Genomic DNA, 19,242 nt, shown 5'->3' with positions numbered 1-19,242 from the left:
TGTCCTCCTGTCTGCGCCGTACCTCTCGGCACGGTCCGCGCGAACGCTCCCACAGAGTGCCCGAGGGCGCCGGCCGATCACCTGCCGAACACCTTGCGATAGCTCCCTGCGGTCACGGCCGGCCCGACGGCGGCGAGCGCCGGGTAGCCGGACTCGTCCTCGACGGCCGGTCCGGCCCACGCTCCGGGCGCGGGCGACGTACGGTCCGCGCGGCCCCACCGGGTCACCAGGGCGACCACCGCGATCACGACAGGCAGCTCACCGATGAGCCACGCGAGCACCGCGCCGAGGCGCTGGTCGGCGAGCAGGTCCGTGGCATATGGCAGCCGCAGCGAGGCGTAGAACGTCTCCCCCACCGGCGTCGCGCTGCTGAGCAGCCACGCGGAGAAACCGGCGTGCAGGCCCATCACCGCGAAGATCATGACGATCCGGCCGACCGCCGGGAGCCCCCGTCCGGCCACGCTGTGCCCCAGGACCGGCCAGAACAACATCAGCCCGGTGCCCAGGAAGGCCGAGTCCATGGCTAGGTGCGCCCAGTGCTGCTGCAGGATCGCGTCGAAGACGCCCGTCGGGTAGAGACCGAACAGCGTGGCCGCCACCGCCGTCCACGCCACGGCCGGGTGCCGGGCGAGCCGGACGGCCGGGGAGTCGAGCAGGCTCAGCCACCGGCGCGCCGCCTCGTCGCCGAAGACGAGCAGCACGAGCGTCACGCCGTGGCCCAGGACGAGCAGCACGGGCACCAGCGTGGCGAGCAGCATGTGCTGCACCATGTGCACGCTGAACACCGCAGGCGCATAGGTGCCGATCCCCGACGACGTGGCGACGAGCAGCACCACGCAGCCCGACATCCACGCCGCGGTCCGCCGGGCCGGCCACGAGCGGCCGCTGCGCCGCAACCGGGCCAGCCCGGCGAGGTAGCCGAGCGCCCCGACGACCGCGAGCGGTCCGAAGATCAGGTCGGGACGCCAGCGCAGCACCAGGTCGGCCGCCGTGAGGTGCGGGGGCAGGTCGTAGCCGATGAGGTAGACCAGCCGGCTCGTGACGTAGTCGGCGTCGGCCGGGGGCAGCAGCCGCATGAGCCCGGTGCCCGTCGCCGCACCGGCACCGAGCAGCACGAGCTCGAGAACGGTGAGGCGCAGGGCGGTGGCCCGGCCCCGGGCCGCCACGGCCCGCAGACGGCCGCCGGCGACCACCAGCCCGGCGAGCAGCAGCGCGCCCGCCACGACCACCAGGCCGTACGCGCTCGTGAACAGGTCGGCCGGTCGCAGCGCGAGCGCAGCCGACTCGATACCGGAGGCCCCGACGACCACCAGCGCCACCGTGGCGATCCGCCCGTGCCGGCGCAGCACCGTCCCGTCCGGGTCGTCGCGGCGCAGCAGGTGCGCCACGACCGCGACGGAGCTGCCCAGCCACACCACGGCGGCCACGACGTGCAGGGTGACCGAGTCACCCGCGAGGTCGTGGGACCGCTCGGCGTTGGTCGATGCCGTCAGGGTGACCGGCACGATCGCCGCGCACGCCAGCACCAGCAGCCCGGTCGCGCTGCGCCAGGTGAGCGCGAACGTCGCGATCACCGCGATCGCAAGGCCCAGCAGCGCCGTGATCGCCCACCCGGCGGCCTGCTGCAACTCGGCGATCCCGACGCCGAGCGCCGCCGGCCTGGTCAGGAGGCGGCCGACCGGCTCACCCGTGGTCTCGGCGACGGTCAGCACCACCACCGCCGAGGACGCGGCGAACAACAGCAGCGCCCACGTGCGCGCGGCCTGTACGCCGGCGAAGCCCTCGGGCGAGACGGTGCCGTGCGGATCGCCGGGTGACAGCACGGCGGCACGCAGCAGACATGCGAGCACGACCACGAGCGAGCCGATCGCGACGACGCGCGCCGCCGGGAGCCCGGCATCGACCAGCGGCCCGAGGTCGGGCAGCCCGTAGAGCACACCGACCGAGGGAGCGAACAGGCCCAGCAGCCCCCCCGTGACGACGGCCACCGCCACCAACCAGGGTGCCGCGGCCCGGAACCGGACGACGGCGGGCCGCCGCGACGGGCCGGCGGTCATCGGGACAGCACCGCCGGCGCCGGCCGGGCCGGTTCGCCGTGGGTCGGGGTGAACCGGCGCAGCCGCAGACTGTGCGACACGACGAAGACCGACGACAGCGCCATGGCCGCCCCCGCGATCAGGGGCCCCAGGAGCCCGGCCATGGCCAGCGGCAGCGCGGCGACGTTGTAGCCGAAGGCCCAGGCCAGGTTCCACCGGATCGTGCGGTGGGTGCGCCGGGAGAGCTCGATGGCGTCAGCGACGACGAACAGGTCGTCGCGGGCCAGCACGATGTCGGCTGCCTCGATCGCCGCGTCGGTGCCGTGCCCGATCGCCATCCCGAGATCGGCGGCCGCGAGGGCGACCGCGTCGTTGACCCCGTCGCCGACGACGGCGACGCGGTGGCCCTCGCCCTGCAGCCGGCGCACGACCTCCGCCTTGCCCTCGGGCAGCACCCCGGCCACGACGTCGTCGATGCCCACCTCCGCAGCGACGGCCTGCGCGGTGCGCTCGTTGTCGCCGGTCACGAGCACGGCGTGCAGGCCCAGGGCCCGTAGCGCCGTGACGGCCGCGGCGCTGCTGGGGCGGGCCCGGTCCGCGACGGCGATAAGACCGCGGGCGGCCCCGTCCCAGCCGACGAGGACCACGGTGACGCCACCGGCCTCCAGCGATGCCCGCCGGGCCTGCAGGTCACCCGCGATGTCGAACCCCACGTCGGCCAGCAGCCGGTCCCGACCGAGCACGACGCCGCGCCCGTCCACCGTGCCCCGGGCGCCCAGCCCGGGCAGTGCGGAGAAGTCGGAGACGGGCGGAACAGGACCGCTGCCGGCGGCGGCCACGACGGCCCGCGCGATCGGGTGCTCCGAGGCGTGTTCGACGGCGGCCGCGACACCCAGCAGCTCGTCGCGGCCGGTGCCCGGGGAGGCCCACACGTCGACGACGTGCATGCGGCCCTCGGTCAGCGTCCCGGTCTTGTCGAAGATCACCGTGTCGACCCGGCGGGTGGACTCGAGCGCCTGCGGGCCCTTGATGAACACCCCCAGCTGGGCCCCCCGGCCGGTACCCACCAGCACAGCGGTCGGGGTGGCGAGACCCAGCGCGCACGGACAGGCCACCACGAGCACGGCGACCGCCGTGGTGACCGCGGTGGCGGTGTCGCCGCCGAGCAGGAGCCATCCGGCGAACGTCAGCAGCGCCAGGACCAGCACCACGGGCACGAACACGGCCGAGATCCGGTCGGCGAGGCGCTGGACGGCGGCCTTCTCCTCCTGGGCCCGCTCGACGAGCCTGCCCATCCGGGCCAACTGCGTGTCGGCGCCGACCCGGGTCGCGCGCAGCAGTAGCCGCCCGCCGGCGTTGACCGTGCCGCCGATCACGGCGTCACCGGGCAGCACCTCCCGCGGCACCGCCTCGCCGGTGACCATGCTCGTGTCCAGGGCGGAGCGTCCCTCCCGCACCACGGCGTCGGTGGCGACCTTCTCCCCCGGACGCACCACGAACTCGTCCCCGACCAGCAGCTCCGACACCGGCACCCGGACCGGCCCGTCCTCCCGCAGCACCTCGACGTCCTTCGCCGCAAGGGCCAGCAGGGCCCGCATCGCCGCGCCGGCGGAGCTCTTCGCCCGCGCCTCGACGTAGCGACCGGCGAGCAGGAACGTGGTGACGCCCGCGGCCACGTCGAGGTAGAGGGCGTGGTCGCCCCCGCCGAGCACCGCCAGCCCGCGCCCGAGGCCCGGCTCGACCGGGCCTCCCTTGACCATCACCCACAGCGACCAGAGCGTGGCCGCGACGATCCCGGCCGAGACCAGGGTGTCCATCGTCGACGTCCGGTGCCGCAGTCCGTTGACCGCGGCCCGGTGGAACGGCCATGCGCACCACGTCACGACCGGCCCGGCCAGCAGCAGGCAGACCCACTGCCAGCCGGGGAAGCGCAGCTCCGGGAACAGCGACAGCGCGAGGGAGAGGTCGCAGACGGGCACGGCGAGCACCGCGGCCACGGCGAGCCGCCATCGCAGCTCGGTGACGCGGCCGTCACCGGGCCCGTCGTCGGTCCGGACGTCGTCGACCCGGCGGGCGGTGTACCCGGCCCGCTCGACCTCGTTCATCAGCAGGCGGGGGTCGGTGTCGGCCGGGCACTCGACGCGGGCACGCTCGGTGGCGTAGTTGACCACAGCGGAGACGCCGTCGAGCTTGTTGAGCTTCCGCTCGACCCGCGACGCGCAGGCGGCGCAGGTCATGCCGCCGACCCGGATCTCGTAACGGCGCGACGCGGCGGAGTCGGCGGGGGCCGGACGCGTGGTGGGTGCGGACGTCGGAATCGCCTCCGGGCTCACAGGGTGGTGGGGGTACAGGCGGTCCGGGAAGGGCCGCCTCCTAGCTGTCGCCACCCGGCCGCTCGTGGTTCCCGCGGTCACCTTGCAGTGACCGGGCCGCTACCAGCCCAGGCCGACGGCGAGATCGCGCTCCGGCGCCTCGCCTGCGGCATCGGCGATCGCGTGCAGGGCGGTGACCACCAGCTGGTGCTGCTCGGCCGGCAACGCCCGCATCAGCTGCTCGACCTCCCGGCGCCGGCGCTGGGTGACCTCGGCGACCAGCTGGCGACCGGTCGGCGAGAGCGCCACCCGCACCGCGCGGCGATCGGCCCGCAACCGCGTGCGGCGGATCAGCCCGCCGCGGGAGAGCCGGTCCAGCAACCGCGTGGCCGACGACGGGTTCACCCCCAGCGCCTCGGCGAGATCGATACCCCGCTGGGGACCACGCGTGGCCAGCACCACCAGGGCGCGGTACTGCGGGAGCGTGACGTCCCCGGCCGCGGCGAGCGACCGTGCCGCGACGGCCACCAGCACCCGGCTGGCCGTCATCACCGCGTCCACGAGCTCCCCGCCGGGGACCGGCACGGGAGCCGGCGTGGGTTCGCTCACCCACGCACCCTCTCATGCCGCCAGGCAGGGCCCGGTCGCGCAGTGCAGCAGGCCACAACGTCGACCGGTTCTTCATTGCTCTATGCAAACATACGTGGATGCACGCAATGACGTCCGGTGACGTGTCCGCGGGTTGGCGGGTCCTGGCGGGCCGAGGGCACGGTTGGCTGCGCGGATCGTCACCTGGTCTCGTCGGCCTCGCCCTGATCGTCGGCGCGGGCTCCGGGCTCGGCGCAGTGGTGTTCCGCTACCTGATCCTGGGGTTCACCGAGTTCTTCACCGGCACGTCCGACTACAGCGACGCGGGCCGGGTCGCCAACCCGCACCTGCCCGGGCTCGGGGTGTGGTTCCTGCTCCTGGCGCCGGTGCTGGGCGGCCTGCTCTACGGCCCACTGGTCAACCGGTTCGCCCCCGAGGCCCGCGGCCACGGCGTACCCGAGGTGATGTTCGCGGTCGCCCGCAACGGCGGGCGCATCCCCGTCCGGGTCGCGATCGTCAAGTCGCTCGCCTCGGCCCTGTGCATCGGCTCCGGCGGCTCGGTCGGCCGCGAGGGCCCCATCGTCCAGATCGGCTCCGCGCTGGGCTCCTCGATCGGGCAGTGGCTGCGCGTGCCGCCGCACCGGATCCGGCTGCTGGTGGCCTGCGGCGCCGCCGGTGGCATCTCCGCCACCTTCAACGCCCCGATCGCCGGGGTGTTCTTCGCCCTCGAGCTCATCCTGCGCACCTTCACGGCCGAGGCCTTCGGCGTCATCGTGCTGTCCTCGGTCACCGCCGCCGTGGTCGGGCGGGCCGTGCTGGGCAGCGCCCCGTTCCTCGTCCTGCCCCCGTTCACCCTGCACTCGCCGCTGGAGTACCTCCTCTACGCCGCACTCGGGCTGGGCGCGGGACTGCTGGGGTGGGCGTTCGCCCGCGTCCTCTACCTGATCGAGGACGCCTGCGACTGGGTCTGGCGCGGCCCCGAGTGGCTGCGCCCCGCGGTCGGCGGGCTCCTGCTCGGCGGACTCCTCCTGCTGCTCCCGCAGATGTACGGCGTCGGCTACCCCGTGCTCGAGAACGGCATCGAGGGCCGCTACGCCGTCGGGTTCCTCCTCGTGCTTCTGATGGGCAAGATGATCGCCACCAGCCTCACCATCGGCATCGGCGGCTCCGGCGGGGTCTTCGCCCCCTCCCTGTTCATCGGGGCCATGGCCGGCACCGCGTTCGGCCTGGCCGTGCAGGAGGCGTTCCCGGCTCTCGGCATCTCCCCGGGCGCCTACGGTCTCGTCGGCATGGCCGCGGTGTTCGCGGGCGCCAGCCACGCCCCCATCGCCGCACTGGTCATCGTGTTCGAACTGACCGGCCAGTACTCGATCATCCTGCCCCTGATGACCGCCGTGGCGCTGGCCACCGGTGTCAGCCACCTCGTCTCCCACAAGACGATCTACACACTCAAACTGCTGCGCCGCGGCGTCGACATCGACGCCGACCAGACACCCGACCTCCTGCGCACGATGACCGTCGCACAGGCGATGCGCCCGGTGCCCGAGCCGGTCGGCCCGCAGACCCGGCCGGCCGAGATCGCCCGCCTGCCGGGCGCCTCCCGCTACGGCGCGTTACCGGTCCGCGGCCCCGGCGGTGGCCACCTCGGCGCCGTCCTCACCAGCGACGGCGACGCACCGGACGGAGCCGGCGGCACGGCCGCCGGGCGCGCGGCACACCTCCCTACCCTTCGGCCGGGTGACAGCCTCCACGACGCGGTGGCCCTGCTCCACGAGTACGAGGCCACCGGCCTGCCGGTGGTGCCCGCCGACTCCTCCGAACCGGTCGGCTGGCTCGACCACCGCGACGTGCTCGCGGCCTACGCGGCCGCCCCGAGCACTCCCGGCGCCAGCTCCGTGCCGCGCCTCCCCGTCACCTAGACCAGACCCGTACCCGGAAGGACCTGTCATCTCCCGCACAGCGATGTTCGATCCTTGCTCCGCCACCGCCAGCCCGCACCACCGCGAGGTGTACGGGCGCTACCAGAAGATCTACACCGCGATCGAGTTCGCCGCAGCCATGGCGTTCGTCGTCGGCAGCGTGCTGTTCTTCTACCCCGCCCAGCAGGTCCCGGCCACGTGGTTCTTCCTGGGCGGCTCGATCCTGTTCGCGGCCCGCCCGACCGTGCGCGTGCTGCGCGAGACCCACCTGGCCCGGATCCCGCTGCCCGGTGACGCCCGACCCGACCACACCTGAGGAGGTGGTCGGCCCCGGCTCGTCCGGCCCGGGGGCGGACGCCGTCATCGTCGGGGCATTCCTCAGGCGGTCGACGGTGGGGGTCATGCCTACCTGCGGTGCGTATCCCGCATGGCCCCGTCGTCGTGCGTGGCCGCGGTGTCGGTCTCGTCGGGCACCAGTGCGGCGACCCGGTCGGCGGGGAGCCGGTGGCGCTGCGCCAGCCACATCACGAGCGCGCTGAGCAGGAACGTCGCTACGAACCCGAGGTTGAAGTCGAGGACGCCGAGATTGCCCGCTCCCTCCGACGGCTCGGGGAACGAGCCGGCCCAGCTGATCAGACAGAGTCCGGCGAGCCAGGGCAGGACCCACATGCCGTGCCGGAGGTCGACCTGCGGGGTGCGGCCGCGGTAGAGCAGCTCGTGGGCTCCGAAGAGCACGAACCCGAGCAGCACCGCCACGAACAGCTTCCAGTTCGTGTCCCAGCCCGACCAGTAGACGATCAGGTTCGACGACCAGAACGCCAGGAACGGCACGACGATCCCGCCGCGCAGGAAGAACCGCCGCTCCCGGTCGGGCAGCTGCTTGCGCAGGGCGACGAGCGCCAGCGGCCCGGAACCGAACGACAGCACGGTGGCCGAGGTGATGAACCCGACGAGCTGCTGCCAACCGGGGAAGGGCAGGAAGAAGATCAGCCCCACGACGAAGGCCAGCACGATGCTCACCCACGGGGCTCCGCGCGGGTTGGTCCGGGCCAGCGCGGACGGCGCGTTGCCGTTGCGCGCCATCGCGTAGGACAGCCGCGAGGTGACGGTCGTGTAGATGAGCCCGGTGTCGGCGGGCGAGACGACGGCATCGACGTAGAGCAGCACCGCGAGCCAGCTCGCGCCCAGCACACCGGCGATCGCCGCGAGCGGCCCGAACTGGGCGAGGACGTTCGAGTCGCCGCTGAAGTTCGTGCCGACGCCCGACCATCCCTGGCTCAGCGAGCTGGTCGGGACGGCGCCGAGGAACGCGAGCTGCAGCAGGACGTAGATGAGCCCGCAGATGACGACCGATCCGATCAGCGTCAGCGGGATGTTGCGCTGCGGGTTGCGCGTCTCCCCCGCCAGTTCGACGCCCTGGCGGAACCCGAAGTAGGAGAACGCGATGCCACCCGTGGCGATCGCGGAGAACACGCCGTGCGCACCGTAGGGCGCGAACCCGCCGGCGGAGGCCAGGTGGTCGGCGTTGAACGACAGCACGAGGAACACCACGATCACCAGGACGATGATGGCGAGCTTCCACCAGACGATCGCGGTGTTGATCCGGGAGAACCAGCGCACGCCGAACACGTTGATCACGCAGAACACGAGCATCATCGCCGCGGCCACCGCGTAACCGGGCCCGGTCAGGACCGGTGTGCCGTCCGGGGACAGGGCGGTGAGCCAGGGGACGTAGTTGGTGGCGTACTGCAGCGCCGCCTCGACCTCGATCGGGGCCACGGACGCGGCGGCGAGCCAGGTGATCCAGCCCGTGGCGAAGCTGGCGAACGAGCCGAAGGCGTAGTGCGGGAACCGCACCACCCCGCCCGAGTGGGGGAACATCACCCCGATCTCGGCGTAGCAGAGGCCGATGAAAACGATCATCACGCCGCCGATCGCCCAGGACAGCAACGACGCCGGCCCGGCGATCTCGGCCGCGTTCAGTGCGCCGAAGAGCCAGCCCGAGCCGATCACCGACCCGATGCCGGTGAACAACAGTCCGACCGTGCCGATGTCGCGTCGCAGGCGATGGTCATCGCCGGTGGTCGGGGACGAGGGCCCCGAGGATGTGGTCACCACTGCCGTCCGCCTCCTCACGGGGCGCTTCCCGCCCCGAGCCGATCGGGCCCGGCGGTCGCCGCGCGCCCGGGCCCGATGGAAGACCCGGGCGCCGCGCCCGGCATCCCGGGACGGCCCCCTGCGGCTCTTCGTCAGGCGATCGTCAGACGGAACCGGACGAAGCGGACGATCCGGGATCCGGATGACCGTCGACCTGGTCCTCGAGGCCTGTGGCGGTTCCCGATGACGCCTCACGCGCTCCCGGCGGGCGCCATCCGGCCCGGCACCTCGGCGGCGGCACCCGGGATGTCGCGGCCGTGCAACGACGCCCCCCGCGTCTCGACGACGAAGTACAGCGCGATCATGCCGACCACGCAGGACAGCATCATGGAGAACGCGGGCACCAGGTTGTTGCCCGTGACGCCGATGAGGGCCTCGTTGACAGCCAGCGCCGTCCCGCCGAACGCCGCCGTCGCCACGTTGTAGGAGATCGCCATCCCCGAGTACCGCACCTGGGTGGGGAACATCGCCGGGAACGTCGCGGAGATCGTGCCCAGCTGCAGCACGTAGACCAGGCCCAGCACGGTGAAGCCGATGATGGCCGGCACCAGCCCCTGCGCCATCAGCAGGAACATGGGGATCGCGAGGACGAAGATGCCGACCAACGAGATCCACCAGCAGGGCTTGCGCCCGATGCGGTCCGACAGCGCTCCCGCGAACGGGATGGCCACCATCATGGCCACCTGCCCGATGATCACCAGCAGGTCCGTGTCCGACGAGGTGAGACCGATGGTGTCCTGCAGGTAGGTCGGCATGTAGGCGAGCAACGTGTAGTTGATGATGTTGAGGGCGATGACCAGGCCGAACAGCTGCAGGACCGGCTTCCGGTACTGCACGACCAGCGCGCGCAGCGCGAGGGCCCCGCCCGATTCCGCGGACCTGTCCCGCTCGCGAAACACCGGGGTGTCGTCCATCTTCAGCCGCAGGTACAGGCCGATACCGCCGAGCGGCAGCGACAGCAGGAACGGGATGCGCCAGCCCCAGTCGGCCATGGCCGCGTCACCCACGACGAGGTTGACGACGTAGACGACGACCACGGCCGCGGTGAAGCCGGCGAGCGTGCCGAACTCGAGGAAGCTGCCCCAGAACCCGCGCTTGCGGTCCGGCGCGTACTCGGCCATGAACGTGGCGGCGCCGCCGTACTCGCCACCGGTGGAGAAGCCCTGCACCACCCGCAGCAGGACCAGCAGGATCGGGGCCCAGATGCCGATCGTGTCGTGGTCGGGCAGCACGCCGACCAGGAACGTCGCCCCGCACATCAGGATGATCGTGGTGGCCAGGATCCGCGACCGACCCAGGCGGTCACCGAGCGGGCCCCACACGATCCCGCCCAGCGGGCGCAGGATGAACGACACGGCGAACACCAGAAGCGCGCCCAGCGTCGAGTACTCCCCCGGGAAGAAGTTCCGGCCGATCTCCGTGGCGACGTAGGCGTAGACGCCGTAGTCGAACCACTCGGTGGCGTTGCCCAGCGCGGACGCGGCAACGGCCCGCCGCAACCGGGGTGGGGAAACCTTCTGATCGGGGTCGATCGGTGGTTCCTGGTGCGCAACGTTCATCGGACGTCACTCTCCTCGTAGCGATCGGTCAGCAGGTCTAACCGGATCGGGGGAGCCCCGCAGGACAGGGGATCCGATCGTCAGGAGTCCGTCAGGTGCCCCCGTCCCGCCGAGCAGCGCAAGGACGCCGGACTCGACGAGGAGTGCCCGCCGGCCGGTCCGGAAGCGGTGCGGACCCGGCAAACATGTGTAGAACGTCAATCATTGCGGGTAGCCGTCGGTCGACACGTCAGGACGTACGGAACCAGGAGCCCCATCCATGAGCAGCACGGACAGCCCGTCCACCCCGACACCGCAGGTGGTGGTCGTGACCGGAGCCAGCGGCGGGATCGGTCGGGCCACCGCCGTCGCCTTCGCCGCGCGGGGCGCCAAGGTGGCGCTGATCGCCCGCGGGCAGGCCGGCCTCGATGCCGCGGCCGAGGACGTCGAGAACAGTGGCGGCGAGGCGCTCACGATCCCCGTGGACGTCGCGGACTTCGACGCGCTCGACGCCGCCGCCACCCGGATCGAGGACGTCCTGGGACCCATCGACGTCTGGGTGAACGTGGCGTTCACCTCGGTCTTCGCCCCGTTCCACCAGATCGAACCCCGGGAGTACCGACGGGTCACCGAGACCAGCTATCTCGGTTACGTGCACGGCACCATGGTCGCGCTGTCCCGGATGCGCCCCCGCGACCGCGGCACGATCGTGCAGTGCGGCTCTGCGCTCGGCGGCCGCGCCATCCCGTTGCAGACCGCCTACTGCGGAGCCAAGCACGCGATCAACGGGTTCACCGAGTCGCTGCGCACCGAACTGCTGCACGACCGCAGCAATGTCCACCTCACCATCGTGCAGATGCCCGCGGTGAACACCCCCCAGTTCTCCTGGGTGCTCTCCCGCCTCCCGCGCCACCCGCAGCCGGTCCCGCCGATCTACCAGCCCGAGGTCGCCGCCCGCGGCATCGTGTTCGCCGCCGACCATCCGAGACGCAAGCAGTACTGGGTGGGCGCGAGCACGGCCGGGACCCTCATCGGCCAGAAGCTGGCCCCCGCTCTCCTGGACCGCTACCTGGCCCGCACCGGGTACGCCTCGCAACAGACCGGCGAGAAGATCAGCCCGACCAGACCCGACAACCTCTGGGAGCCCGCCGACGGCCCCGACGGGCACGACTTCGGCGCCCACGGAACGTTCGACGACCGCGCGCTCGCCCACAGCCCCCAGATGTGGGTCTCGCACCACCCCGCGCTGGTCGCCGCCACGTGCGGCGCGGGCGCGGTCGCCGGGCTGGTCGGCGCGCTCACCCGCCGGAGCGGACGGTGACCGGCGCGTCGGGTGTGCTCGCCGTACGTGTGGCGTGGGGCGTGGTGCTCCTCGTCGCGCCGCACGGGGTCCTGAAGGTCTCCCACGGCGACGACCCGCACGACCGCACCGCCCGGCGGGTGCTGCGGATCCTGGGATTCCGCCACCTCGCCCAGACCGCGGTCGAACTGGCCGGGCCCCGCCCCGCCGTGCAGTATCTCGGCGCGAGCGTGGACGGGATCCATGCTCTGACCAGCGCCGGACTGGCCGCAGTGGACCGCCGTTGGCGGCGCAGCGCGGTGCTCGACGCCGCGGTGGCGTCCGGCTTCGCCCTCGGGACCGGGTTCACCGCCCGCGGACGCAGGTCAGGCACGTGAACGGCGCAGCGCTCCTCCCCGCCGACGAGGAGCAGGGCCGGGCCCGACCACACGGTGGTGCGGGCGTAGGCGCTGACCGCCGACGGGGGCGGGCGCGCTCATCGGCGGTCCCGGACGAACTCAACCCGGCCCGGCTACCCCGGCGCCCACCGTGTGGTGGCCGGCAACCATGCCCGTGTCCGGCTGCCCGCGGCCGCCGCCCGCCACGTGACGACATCCCCCACCGGCAACCTCGGGGCCCTCTCGACATACGACCGAGCCTCAGTGCGGCGAGCTGAACAACGGTCCCGGCTCGGCCGGCGGCTCGGCGAGGAGCAGCACCTCGTCGCCGGCCTCCAGCACGGTGTCACCCGTGAGGTGGACGGGCACGCCGTCCCGGACGAGCACGCTGATCCACACGTTCTCGCTGCGGTGCAACTGCGCGACCGTGCGACCCTCGGCGGCGGCCCCCGGGCCCACCCGGTACTCCCGTGCCGACTCCGGCTCGTCGCGCAACCGGATCCCCATGGCGAACGGCCGTGGCTCGACCTCGTCCATCCGCACCTTGCACCGCGCGGCGACGGTCGGTACGAGCCCGCCCTGCACGACGACCGAGAACGCCACGACAACGAAGATCACGTCGTAGGCGAGCCGGTCCGAGGAGTTCCCACCGGCGAGGATGTAGGTCCCGAGCAGGATCGGCACCGCACCCTTGAGACCGGACCACAGGACGAACACCCGCTCTCCGACCGTCAGCCGTACCGCCAGCAGGAGCGGACCGACCAGGAGTGGCCGCACGACGAACGCCAGGAGCACGGCGAGCACGAACCCGACCCACAGGGTCCCGCTGCGGACCACGTCGCTCAGCGACACCGTCAGGCCCAGCACCACGAACGCGACGATCTCGGCCAGGCCCGCGAGCGACGAATGGAACCGTTCGATCTCCCGCTTGAACGGCGCCCGGGCGTCGCCGAGCAGGATGCCGGCGATGAACACCGCGAGGAAGCCCGACCCGCCCGCGGCCGTCGCGAGGCCGTAGAGCATGACCGAGATGGCCAGCGTCCGCAGTGGGTAGAGCCCTTCGCTCGGGAGCGGCAGGCGCCGGATCGCCTGCAGCATGAGCCACCCGCCGCCGACGCCGACCGCCGCGCCGACGACCATCTGCACCGCGAACGTGCCCGCCACCGCGCCGATCGCGCCGACGTGGAGATCCCCGCCCAGCGCGAGCAGGCTCACCAGCAGGGCGATGCCGACCGGGTCGTTGGCCCCGGACTCCCCCTCGATGATCACCCCGGCGCGTCCGCGGACCTCCCGGTTGCCCAGCACCGAGAACACGACCGCCGGGTCGGTGGGCGCGAGCGCGGTGCCCAGCAGGAGCGCCAACGACCATGGCACGCCGAACAGCAGGTGCGCCAGCACCGCCATCGCCGCGGCGGTCAGGAGGGTCCCCACGACCCCGACGACGAGGATCGGGGTCACGGCCACCCGGAGCTTGCGGACACCGATACCCATCCCGCCGTCGAACAGGATCATGATCAGGGCGACCGTGACGACCTTCTCCACGACGTCCACCGACAGCCCGCCCAGCGCCGGAAAGAGATCGGACGCCGCGGCCGCCCCCACCAGGAAGATCGCCGGCGCCGGGATGCGCAGCCGGCTGCTGATCCGGTTGGACAGCAACGCGACGGACATCGCGATCCCCACGACCAGCAGGGTCAACCCGAACGGTTCGATGCTTTCCACCACGGGTCGCAGCATCCCCCATGGCCGCCCGGCTGACGAACACCTGACGATCTGCTCGCCGCCGTTCCGCCCCGGCGACGACCGCGCTGGAATCGGCGACGGTGGCCGAGGGGTGAGTCGGTGTCCGATGGCTGCCCGGCCGTTGGGCGCGGAGGGGCGCCTTCGGCCACCTCCACCGTCGCGGGCCCACCCTTCCTGACGACCGGCTTGCGATCGTCGTGGGCGGGTTCACCGCGACCGCGCACCGGGTACAACGGTGGTGGTGGCCGACGGGTCGAGGGATCCGGCGTCGGGCGTCGAGAGTGCGACTGGGGAGCCCGCCTCCGCCGACGCCGTTCACGCGTTGCCGCGTACCCTCGGGCTGGTCGTGGGGAACGACCGCACCCGTCGGCCACCTGTTCATCACGACCGACCGGAGACTGCGCTGAACAGCCGCACCACGACGACGCACGACGCCCCGCACCGGTACCCCGGCCGTCTCCTGATCCAGGAGCTCCGACGATGGCCCACCCTGGTCCTGCTCGCGATCTGCCTGGTCGTCGGTATTCCCGTGGTGATCGCGCTCAACCCCCCGGTCGACGTGGTCAGCTTCGGCCAGCACATCGGCGTCGGCGCACGGGCACCGGATCTGTCGCTCTCCGGTCCGGCCCAGCTCGTGCAGGTCGGCAACACCCGGCTCGACGTCCCGCGCCTGCAGGTGGACGGCCCGCTGCGGCCACAGCTGACCATCGGGCCCGTGCAGCGCAACGCGGCGGCGGCTCAGCTCTTCGACCGCGCCTCGCTGGGGTCGGCCGCGACCGAGGCGGTCGCAGCGCTCGAGGCCGGCTTCGTCCACTGGTACCTGCGCGGGGCACTCGGCCTGGTCGCCTTCGCGGTGGTGGCGGCCGCGGCCGGGGGCTGCCTGCGCATCCTGGTGGCGCTGAGGCAGCACGGGCGCTCGGAGGAGACCGTCCCGCACATCGGCGAGATCGCGCGGCGGTGGAGCGGCACGATCCGCCGGACGACCGTGCTGGCCGTCGTCGTGTCGCTGCTGGGATGGGCGGCCGCGGGGGTACTCGCCTACGCCGGCGCCGCGAGCGGGCTGCAGGACGTCCGCTCACTGTCGGACCTCGTCGGCGCCAGCCACGTCACCCCGGCCCCGGTGGGTCCCGTCCTGACCGGTTACACGGGGGCCGTCATCGGCGACTCGCGCGCCGTCCGGGTGGGCGGGCCACCGGTGGCCGACCCGACCGGTGACGACACGACGTGTGAGCGCAGTGCCGACTCACCCGCCGTCGAGATCGGTCGTGTGACCGGTGAGAAGGTTCTCAACCTGGCCTGCCCGGGCGCGACGATCGCGAGCGGTCTGCGCGGGGCCCAGCAGCGCGACGGCACGAGCGTGCCTCCGCAGATCGGCCGGCTCAAGCAGGTCCAGAACCTGCGCTTCGTCGTGGTCGTCATCGGTCCCAACGACCTCGGGTGGACCGACTTCATCCAGTACTGCTACGCCGTGGCGGACTGCGCGGACAACCTCACGCAGGGCGAGTTCGACTACCGCCTCGCCGCGTTCGACCGCGACTACGGCGACCTCCTGCAGGACCTGGACGCCCTGGACGGCCACCCGCAGATCGTCGTCATGACGTCCTACGACGTACTGGACCCCGACGCCGACCCCGCCTGCCCGGCCGTCCGAGGACCCGCCGGAACGGCCGGGCTGAACCCGACGAAGATCGAACTGCTGGCCAGCCGCAACGCGGCTCTCAACCACGTCCTGGCGGCGGGGGCGGAGAAGTACGGGTTCTCCGTGGCGTCGCCGGCGCTGACCCCGCTCTGCACGACAGGCGCCGACCAGATCGGCGCGGATCTGCAGGGCCTCACGGACCCCGAACCGTTCCATCCCACCGCGCTCGGCTCGCTGCGCATGGCCGCCTCGGTAGCCGCGCTGGTGGAGCAGGCCGTGCCGATCAGGGACCGGGGCTCCGGGTGAGCACGTCAGCTCTCGACGTCGCCGACCCCACGAACCTGCGTGGCCGACCGGTCGCCACCCGGCGTCACGCCGTGCAGCGACGCGAGCCGGGCGTTGTACGCGGCGAGAGCGTCATCGTCGTCGTCCACGCGGGTGAAGCCGTCCGCGGCTCCGGAGTCGAGCAGCGTGCGGGCCCGGGCCCCCTCCAGCCAGCGGCCCATCGTCTGGTCCGCCGCACCCGCCATTCCCCAGCGCACCCCGATCACGATCATCAGCAGCATCATCAGCCCGTCACCGCCGACCCACATGATCGCGCCCGCCACCTCCTGGTCGCCGAGAGCGCCGGGGCCCCAGCCCGGGTGCCCCGCCTCGAAGCCCGGGGCGACCGCGTACGGGGTGAGCATCAGGACGATGCCGACGAGGGTGTCGACCCCCATCGACACGGCGAGCACCACCAGGCGCAGCAGATAGGGGACGTTCCACGGCGTGCGCTCGGACCCGGCCAACGACACGAAGAACAGGTAGCCCGACAGCAGGTAGAGCACCACCTCCAGGTCGTGCACCCAGGGGTTGGCCACCATCAGCGACTGGAACCCGGTCAGGTGGGTGAGCACGAGGACCGTCGTGTAGAACGCGAGCGTCACCGGTGGCGCTGTGGCCAGGCGCGTCGCCCGGGCGCCGAGCACGGCTTCCACGCGGCCACGCAGCCGCGGCCCACCGCGCTCGACCGCGAGCCGGACCGGCTGCGCCCACACCAGGAGCACCGGGACGACCATGATCAGCATCAGGTGCTGCACCATGTGCACCCAGAACAGCACGTGCGCGTAGGTGGCCACGCTGCTGTCCAGAGCCACGACGAGGACGAGCACCGCCCCCGCCCACGCCGCGCTGCGACGCCGCGGCCACCGCTGCCCGCCCCGCGTCGCGAGCCGGAAGTAGCCGGCAGTGGCAAGCAGGATCAGGGCGTCCGCGACGGGCGAGACCGTCCAGGTCGTCACGGCTGCGGACAGGTCCGGGACATCAGCAACGACCATCACGCGCGACCCGCCCCGTGATCTCCATCAGATCCATGCACACGGCAACGGTACGCCGCAGCACGTTTTCACCCCGTGCGGCCGACGGATCCCCAGGGGGTGCTCAGCCACCGACGACGAGCACCCGCGCGAGCGCGGCCGCACCCGCCAGGCCCGAGTCGTCCCCAGCCCGGCCGCCACGAACCGCGGGTCAGGATCGGGCCGCAGCATCCAGGGCGCGGTGGCTCCGGCGATGCGGTCGGCCAGGTCCTGACCCAGCTTCTCCGCCAGGCCGCCGCCGATCACCACCGCGGTACCCGAACCGAATGGAGTCACGGGCCAGGACACCGCAACACAATCGCAAGGAAATGCCGCACCCATTGGCCCGTCTGCCGCCGCCCGACTTTTCGATCGGCGCAGTCCCTCGAGCGGTTCGTTTCATCCTGCTACGGCGGAAGATGCTGTGTAGCGTCCCCGGGAAACACATTGCTCACATTCCTTCCCGACCGGTTCGTCGAACGGACCACATCGCACGGATTGGTACTCACATGGGCGCTCTGAGCCCCGTCCACTGGCTGGTCATCGCCGCACTGCTCGTCCTGCTCTTGGGGTACAAGCGTCTCCCGGACGTCGCCCGGGGCCTGGGTCGCGCGACCCGGATCCTCACGGCCGAGGTGAAGAGCATGACCTCCCGCGGCCGGGGCACTCCGCCCCGTACGCCACCGGACGAGGGCGACGACCGTCGGCAGCGGTGACGATGAGCTCGGCATTCCGCGCCCGGCTGAGCGTGGTGCGGGACACGACCCGCACGCAGCTGTGGCCGTTCCCGACCCTGGCCGTCGTGCTCGCCGTGGCGGCGGGGGTGGTGCTGCCGCTGGTCGACGCCCGCATCGACGACTCCTTCCCGGTGTCGGCGGCGCTGTTCAGCGGGGGTGCCGACGCCGCCCGCACCGTGCTGTCGTCGATAGCGGGGTCGCTGATCACCGTCACGTCCCTCACGTTCTCGCTGACCGTGGTGACGTTGCAGCTGGCCAGCAGTCAGTTCTCACCCCGGCTGCTGCGGACCTTCACCCGCGACAGGTTCGTCCACCTGACGCTGGCGTTGTTCCTGGCGACCTTCACCTACGCCCTCACCGTGCTGCGATCGGTCCGCAACGACACCGGCGGCTCGGCCGAGTTCGTACCCCGCCTGTCGGTGACCGTGGCGTTCGTCCTGGCCGTGGCCGGCGTGCTCGGGCTCGTGGTGTTCCTGTCGCATCTCGCCCGGCAGATCCGGGTGGAGACGATGGTGCGCGCGGTGCACGACGACGCCCGCTCCACCGCGGCCCTGCTCCTCGACGAGCGCACCCCCGACGCACCGGCGCCCCCGCGGCCACCGATCCCCCCGCCCGGCGCCGTCCCGCTGCTCGCGCACGACTCCGGCTTCCTGGTCCGGGTCGACGGGTCCGTGCTGCTCGACGCGGCCGCCGGGACCGGCGCGGTGGTCCTGCTGGACCGGCATCCCGGCACCTTCGTCGTCGCGGGCACCCCCATCGGACTGGCCTGGCCGCTCGATCCGCTCCGCCCCCTCGACGACGACGCCCGCGACCGGCTCGCCAGGTGCGCCGCCGCAGCGGTCACCACCGGGTACGAGCGCACCGCCGCCCAGGACGTCGGATTCGGCCTGCGGCAGCTCACCGACGTCGTGAACAAGTCGCTGTCCCCCGGCATCAACGACCCGACGACCGCGGTCCACGCGCTCGGGCACTCCGCTGCGCTGCTGTGCGAGCTCGCCGGACGTGAGCTCGGCCCCAGACTGCTGCGCGACGACGACGGCTGCACGCGCGTGGTACTGACGCGGCCCACGCTCGCCGACCTGGTCGATCTCGCGATCGCCCAGCCGCGCCGCTACGGGGCCACCGACCCGGCCGTCCTTTCCAGGATCGCCGTACTGCTGCGCGAGCTCGCCTGGTGCGTCCCGACCGGGCAGCACGCCGTCGTGGTCGACCAGCTCGGCCGGCTGCGCGCGACCGTGGCCGCCCAGGGCTTCGACGACCACGAGAATCGGGAACTTGCCGAACTCGGCGAGGCCGTGGAGCAGGCCCTGCACGGACGCTGGACCTCAGGCGCCGACGCCCACTGACCGGGGTCCCGCCGAGATCTTCCGGGACTGCGGGCCGTCAGGAGATCGTCAGGTGCAGACGCGATCCGTGGCTCGACGATGGAAGCGATGGACTCCTCACTCGACATACTCAACGGCGCACAAACGGCCTTCGACATGGAATCCCGGGTGCGCAGCTACTGCCGTTCCTGGCCTGTTGTCTTCGACACCGCCGTCGGGTCGCGTCTGACCGAT

General features: G+C 72.6%; 14 protein-coding genes. 7 read left to right on the top strand and 7 right to left on the bottom strand.

The window, feature by feature from the left end; genetic code table 11:
- Positions 1-77 precede the first annotated feature (77 nt).
- The 3 genes from BGP03_RS33210 to BGP03_RS33200 all read right to left on the bottom strand — a co-directional run bounded on the left by BGP03_RS33210 (position 78) and on the right by BGP03_RS33200 (position 4,957).
- Complete coding sequence (locus BGP03_RS33210; RefSeq protein WP_298799348.1) at positions 78-2,057, bottom strand: cytochrome c oxidase assembly protein; 1,980 nt, start codon at positions 2,055-2,057, stop codon at positions 78-80.
- The gene (locus BGP03_RS33205; protein ID WP_298799349.1) at positions 2,054-4,369 is read right to left on the bottom strand and encodes a heavy metal translocating P-type ATPase; all 2,316 of its coding nucleotides are present in this window, start codon (positions 4,367-4,369) and stop codon (positions 2,054-2,056) included. The genes BGP03_RS33210 and BGP03_RS33205 overlap by 4 nt, the downstream gene beginning before the upstream one ends.
- A gap of 99 nt (positions 4,370-4,468) precedes the next feature.
- Positions 4,469-4,957: a MarR family transcriptional regulator gene (locus BGP03_RS33200; protein WP_298799350.1), complete on the bottom strand. Its 489-nt coding sequence runs from the start codon at positions 4,955-4,957 to the stop codon at positions 4,469-4,471.
- A 107-nt stretch (positions 4,958-5,064) separates the two neighbouring features.
- Between BGP03_RS33200 and BGP03_RS33195 the strand changes: the two genes are divergently transcribed.
- The gene (locus BGP03_RS33195) at positions 5,065-6,855 is read left to right on the top strand and encodes a chloride channel protein (protein WP_298799351.1); all 1,791 of its coding nucleotides are present in this window, start codon (positions 5,065-5,067) and stop codon (positions 6,853-6,855) included.
- 43 nt (positions 6,856-6,898) lie between these two features.
- Entirely contained in the window at positions 6,899-7,171 is a 273-nt protein-coding gene (locus BGP03_RS33190) for a YrhK family protein (RefSeq protein WP_296374534.1), read from the top strand.
- 89 nt (positions 7,172-7,260) lie between these two features.
- On the opposite strand, the gene BGP03_RS33185 is transcribed toward BGP03_RS33190, so the two are convergent.
- A complete protein-coding gene (locus BGP03_RS33185; protein ID WP_296374531.1) occupies positions 7,261-8,970 on the bottom strand; it encodes an APC family permease in 1,710 nt (569 codons plus the stop codon).
- A 233-nt stretch (positions 8,971-9,203) separates the two neighbouring features.
- Complete coding sequence (locus BGP03_RS33180; RefSeq protein ID WP_298799352.1) at positions 9,204-10,571, bottom strand: MFS transporter; 1,368 nt, start codon at positions 10,569-10,571, stop codon at positions 9,204-9,206.
- Positions 10,572-10,830: 259 nt separating this feature from the next.
- Here BGP03_RS33180 and BGP03_RS33175 point away from each other — a divergent pair, with 259 nt between their 5' ends.
- Positions 10,831-11,871 carry an SDR family oxidoreductase gene (locus BGP03_RS33175; protein ID WP_296374526.1) on the top strand — a complete coding sequence of 347 codons (1,041 nt, stop codon included), beginning with the start codon at positions 10,831-10,833 and terminating at the stop codon, positions 11,869-11,871.
- Positions 11,868-12,227, top strand: a complete 360-nt coding sequence (locus BGP03_RS33170; protein WP_296374524.1) for a hypothetical protein — start codon at positions 11,868-11,870, stop codon at positions 12,225-12,227. The genes BGP03_RS33175 and BGP03_RS33170 overlap by 4 nt, the downstream gene beginning before the upstream one ends.
- A 261-nt stretch (positions 12,228-12,488) precedes the next feature.
- Here BGP03_RS33170 and BGP03_RS33165 read toward each other — a convergent pair whose 3' ends face one another.
- Positions 12,489-13,952, bottom strand: a complete 1,464-nt coding sequence (locus BGP03_RS33165) for a cation:proton antiporter (protein WP_296374522.1) — start codon at positions 13,950-13,952, stop codon at positions 12,489-12,491.
- Between the two features lie 547 nt (positions 13,953-14,499).
- Between BGP03_RS33165 and BGP03_RS33160 the strand changes: the two genes are divergently transcribed.
- On the top strand, positions 14,500-15,915 hold the full coding sequence (locus tag BGP03_RS33160; RefSeq protein ID WP_299738712.1) for a GDSL-type esterase/lipase family protein: 1,416 nt from the start codon (positions 14,500-14,502) through the stop codon (positions 15,913-15,915).
- A 5-nt stretch (positions 15,916-15,920) separates the two neighbouring features.
- Here the strand turns inward: BGP03_RS33160 and BGP03_RS33155 are convergent, their stop codons facing one another.
- Positions 15,921-16,892, bottom strand: a complete 972-nt coding sequence (locus tag BGP03_RS33155; protein ID WP_298799354.1) for a cytochrome c oxidase assembly protein — start codon at positions 16,890-16,892, stop codon at positions 15,921-15,923.
- Between the two features lie 563 nt (positions 16,893-17,455).
- On the opposite strand from BGP03_RS33155, the gene BGP03_RS33150 reads away from it, so the two are divergent.
- Positions 17,456-17,662, top strand: coding sequence for a twin-arginine translocase TatA/TatE family subunit (locus BGP03_RS33150; protein WP_298799355.1), 207 nt, complete (start codon positions 17,456-17,458; stop codon positions 17,660-17,662).
- A 2-nt stretch (positions 17,663-17,664) separates the two neighbouring features.
- Positions 17,665-19,029: a DUF2254 domain-containing protein gene (locus tag BGP03_RS33145; RefSeq protein WP_298799356.1), complete on the top strand. Its 1,365-nt coding sequence runs from the start codon at positions 17,665-17,667 to the stop codon at positions 19,027-19,029.
- Positions 19,030-19,242 lie beyond the last annotated feature (213 nt).

The sequence above is a fragment of the Pseudonocardia sp. 73-21 genome (assembly GCF_001899645.1).
GTDB lineage: Bacteria > Actinomycetota > Actinomycetes > Mycobacteriales > Pseudonocardiaceae > Pseudonocardia.
This window is presented reverse-complemented; position numbering and strand designations above follow the sequence as displayed.

Excerpts from the sequence above, each read along its gene's own strand:
- BGP03_RS33210 (WP_298799348.1), bottom strand. The coding sequence starts at position 2,057 with ATGACCGCCGGCCCGTCGCGGCGGCCCGCCGTCGTCCGGTTCCGGGCC.
- BGP03_RS33195 (WP_298799351.1), top strand. The coding sequence starts at position 5,065 with ATGACGTCCGGTGACGTGTCCGCGGGTTGGCGGGTCCTGGCGGGCCGA.
- BGP03_RS33190 (WP_296374534.1), top strand. The coding sequence starts at position 6,899 with ATGTTCGATCCTTGCTCCGCCACCGCCAGCCCGCACCACCGCGAGGTG.
- BGP03_RS33180 (WP_298799352.1), bottom strand. The coding sequence starts at position 10,571 with ATGAACGTTGCGCACCAGGAACCACCGATCGACCCCGATCAGAAGGTT.
- BGP03_RS33175 (WP_296374526.1), top strand. The coding sequence starts at position 10,831 with ATGAGCAGCACGGACAGCCCGTCCACCCCGACACCGCAGGTGGTGGTC.
- BGP03_RS33150 (WP_298799355.1), top strand. The coding sequence starts at position 17,456 with ATGGGCGCTCTGAGCCCCGTCCACTGGCTGGTCATCGCCGCACTGCTC.
- BGP03_RS33145 (WP_298799356.1), top strand. The coding sequence starts at position 17,665 with ATGAGCTCGGCATTCCGCGCCCGGCTGAGCGTGGTGCGGGACACGACC.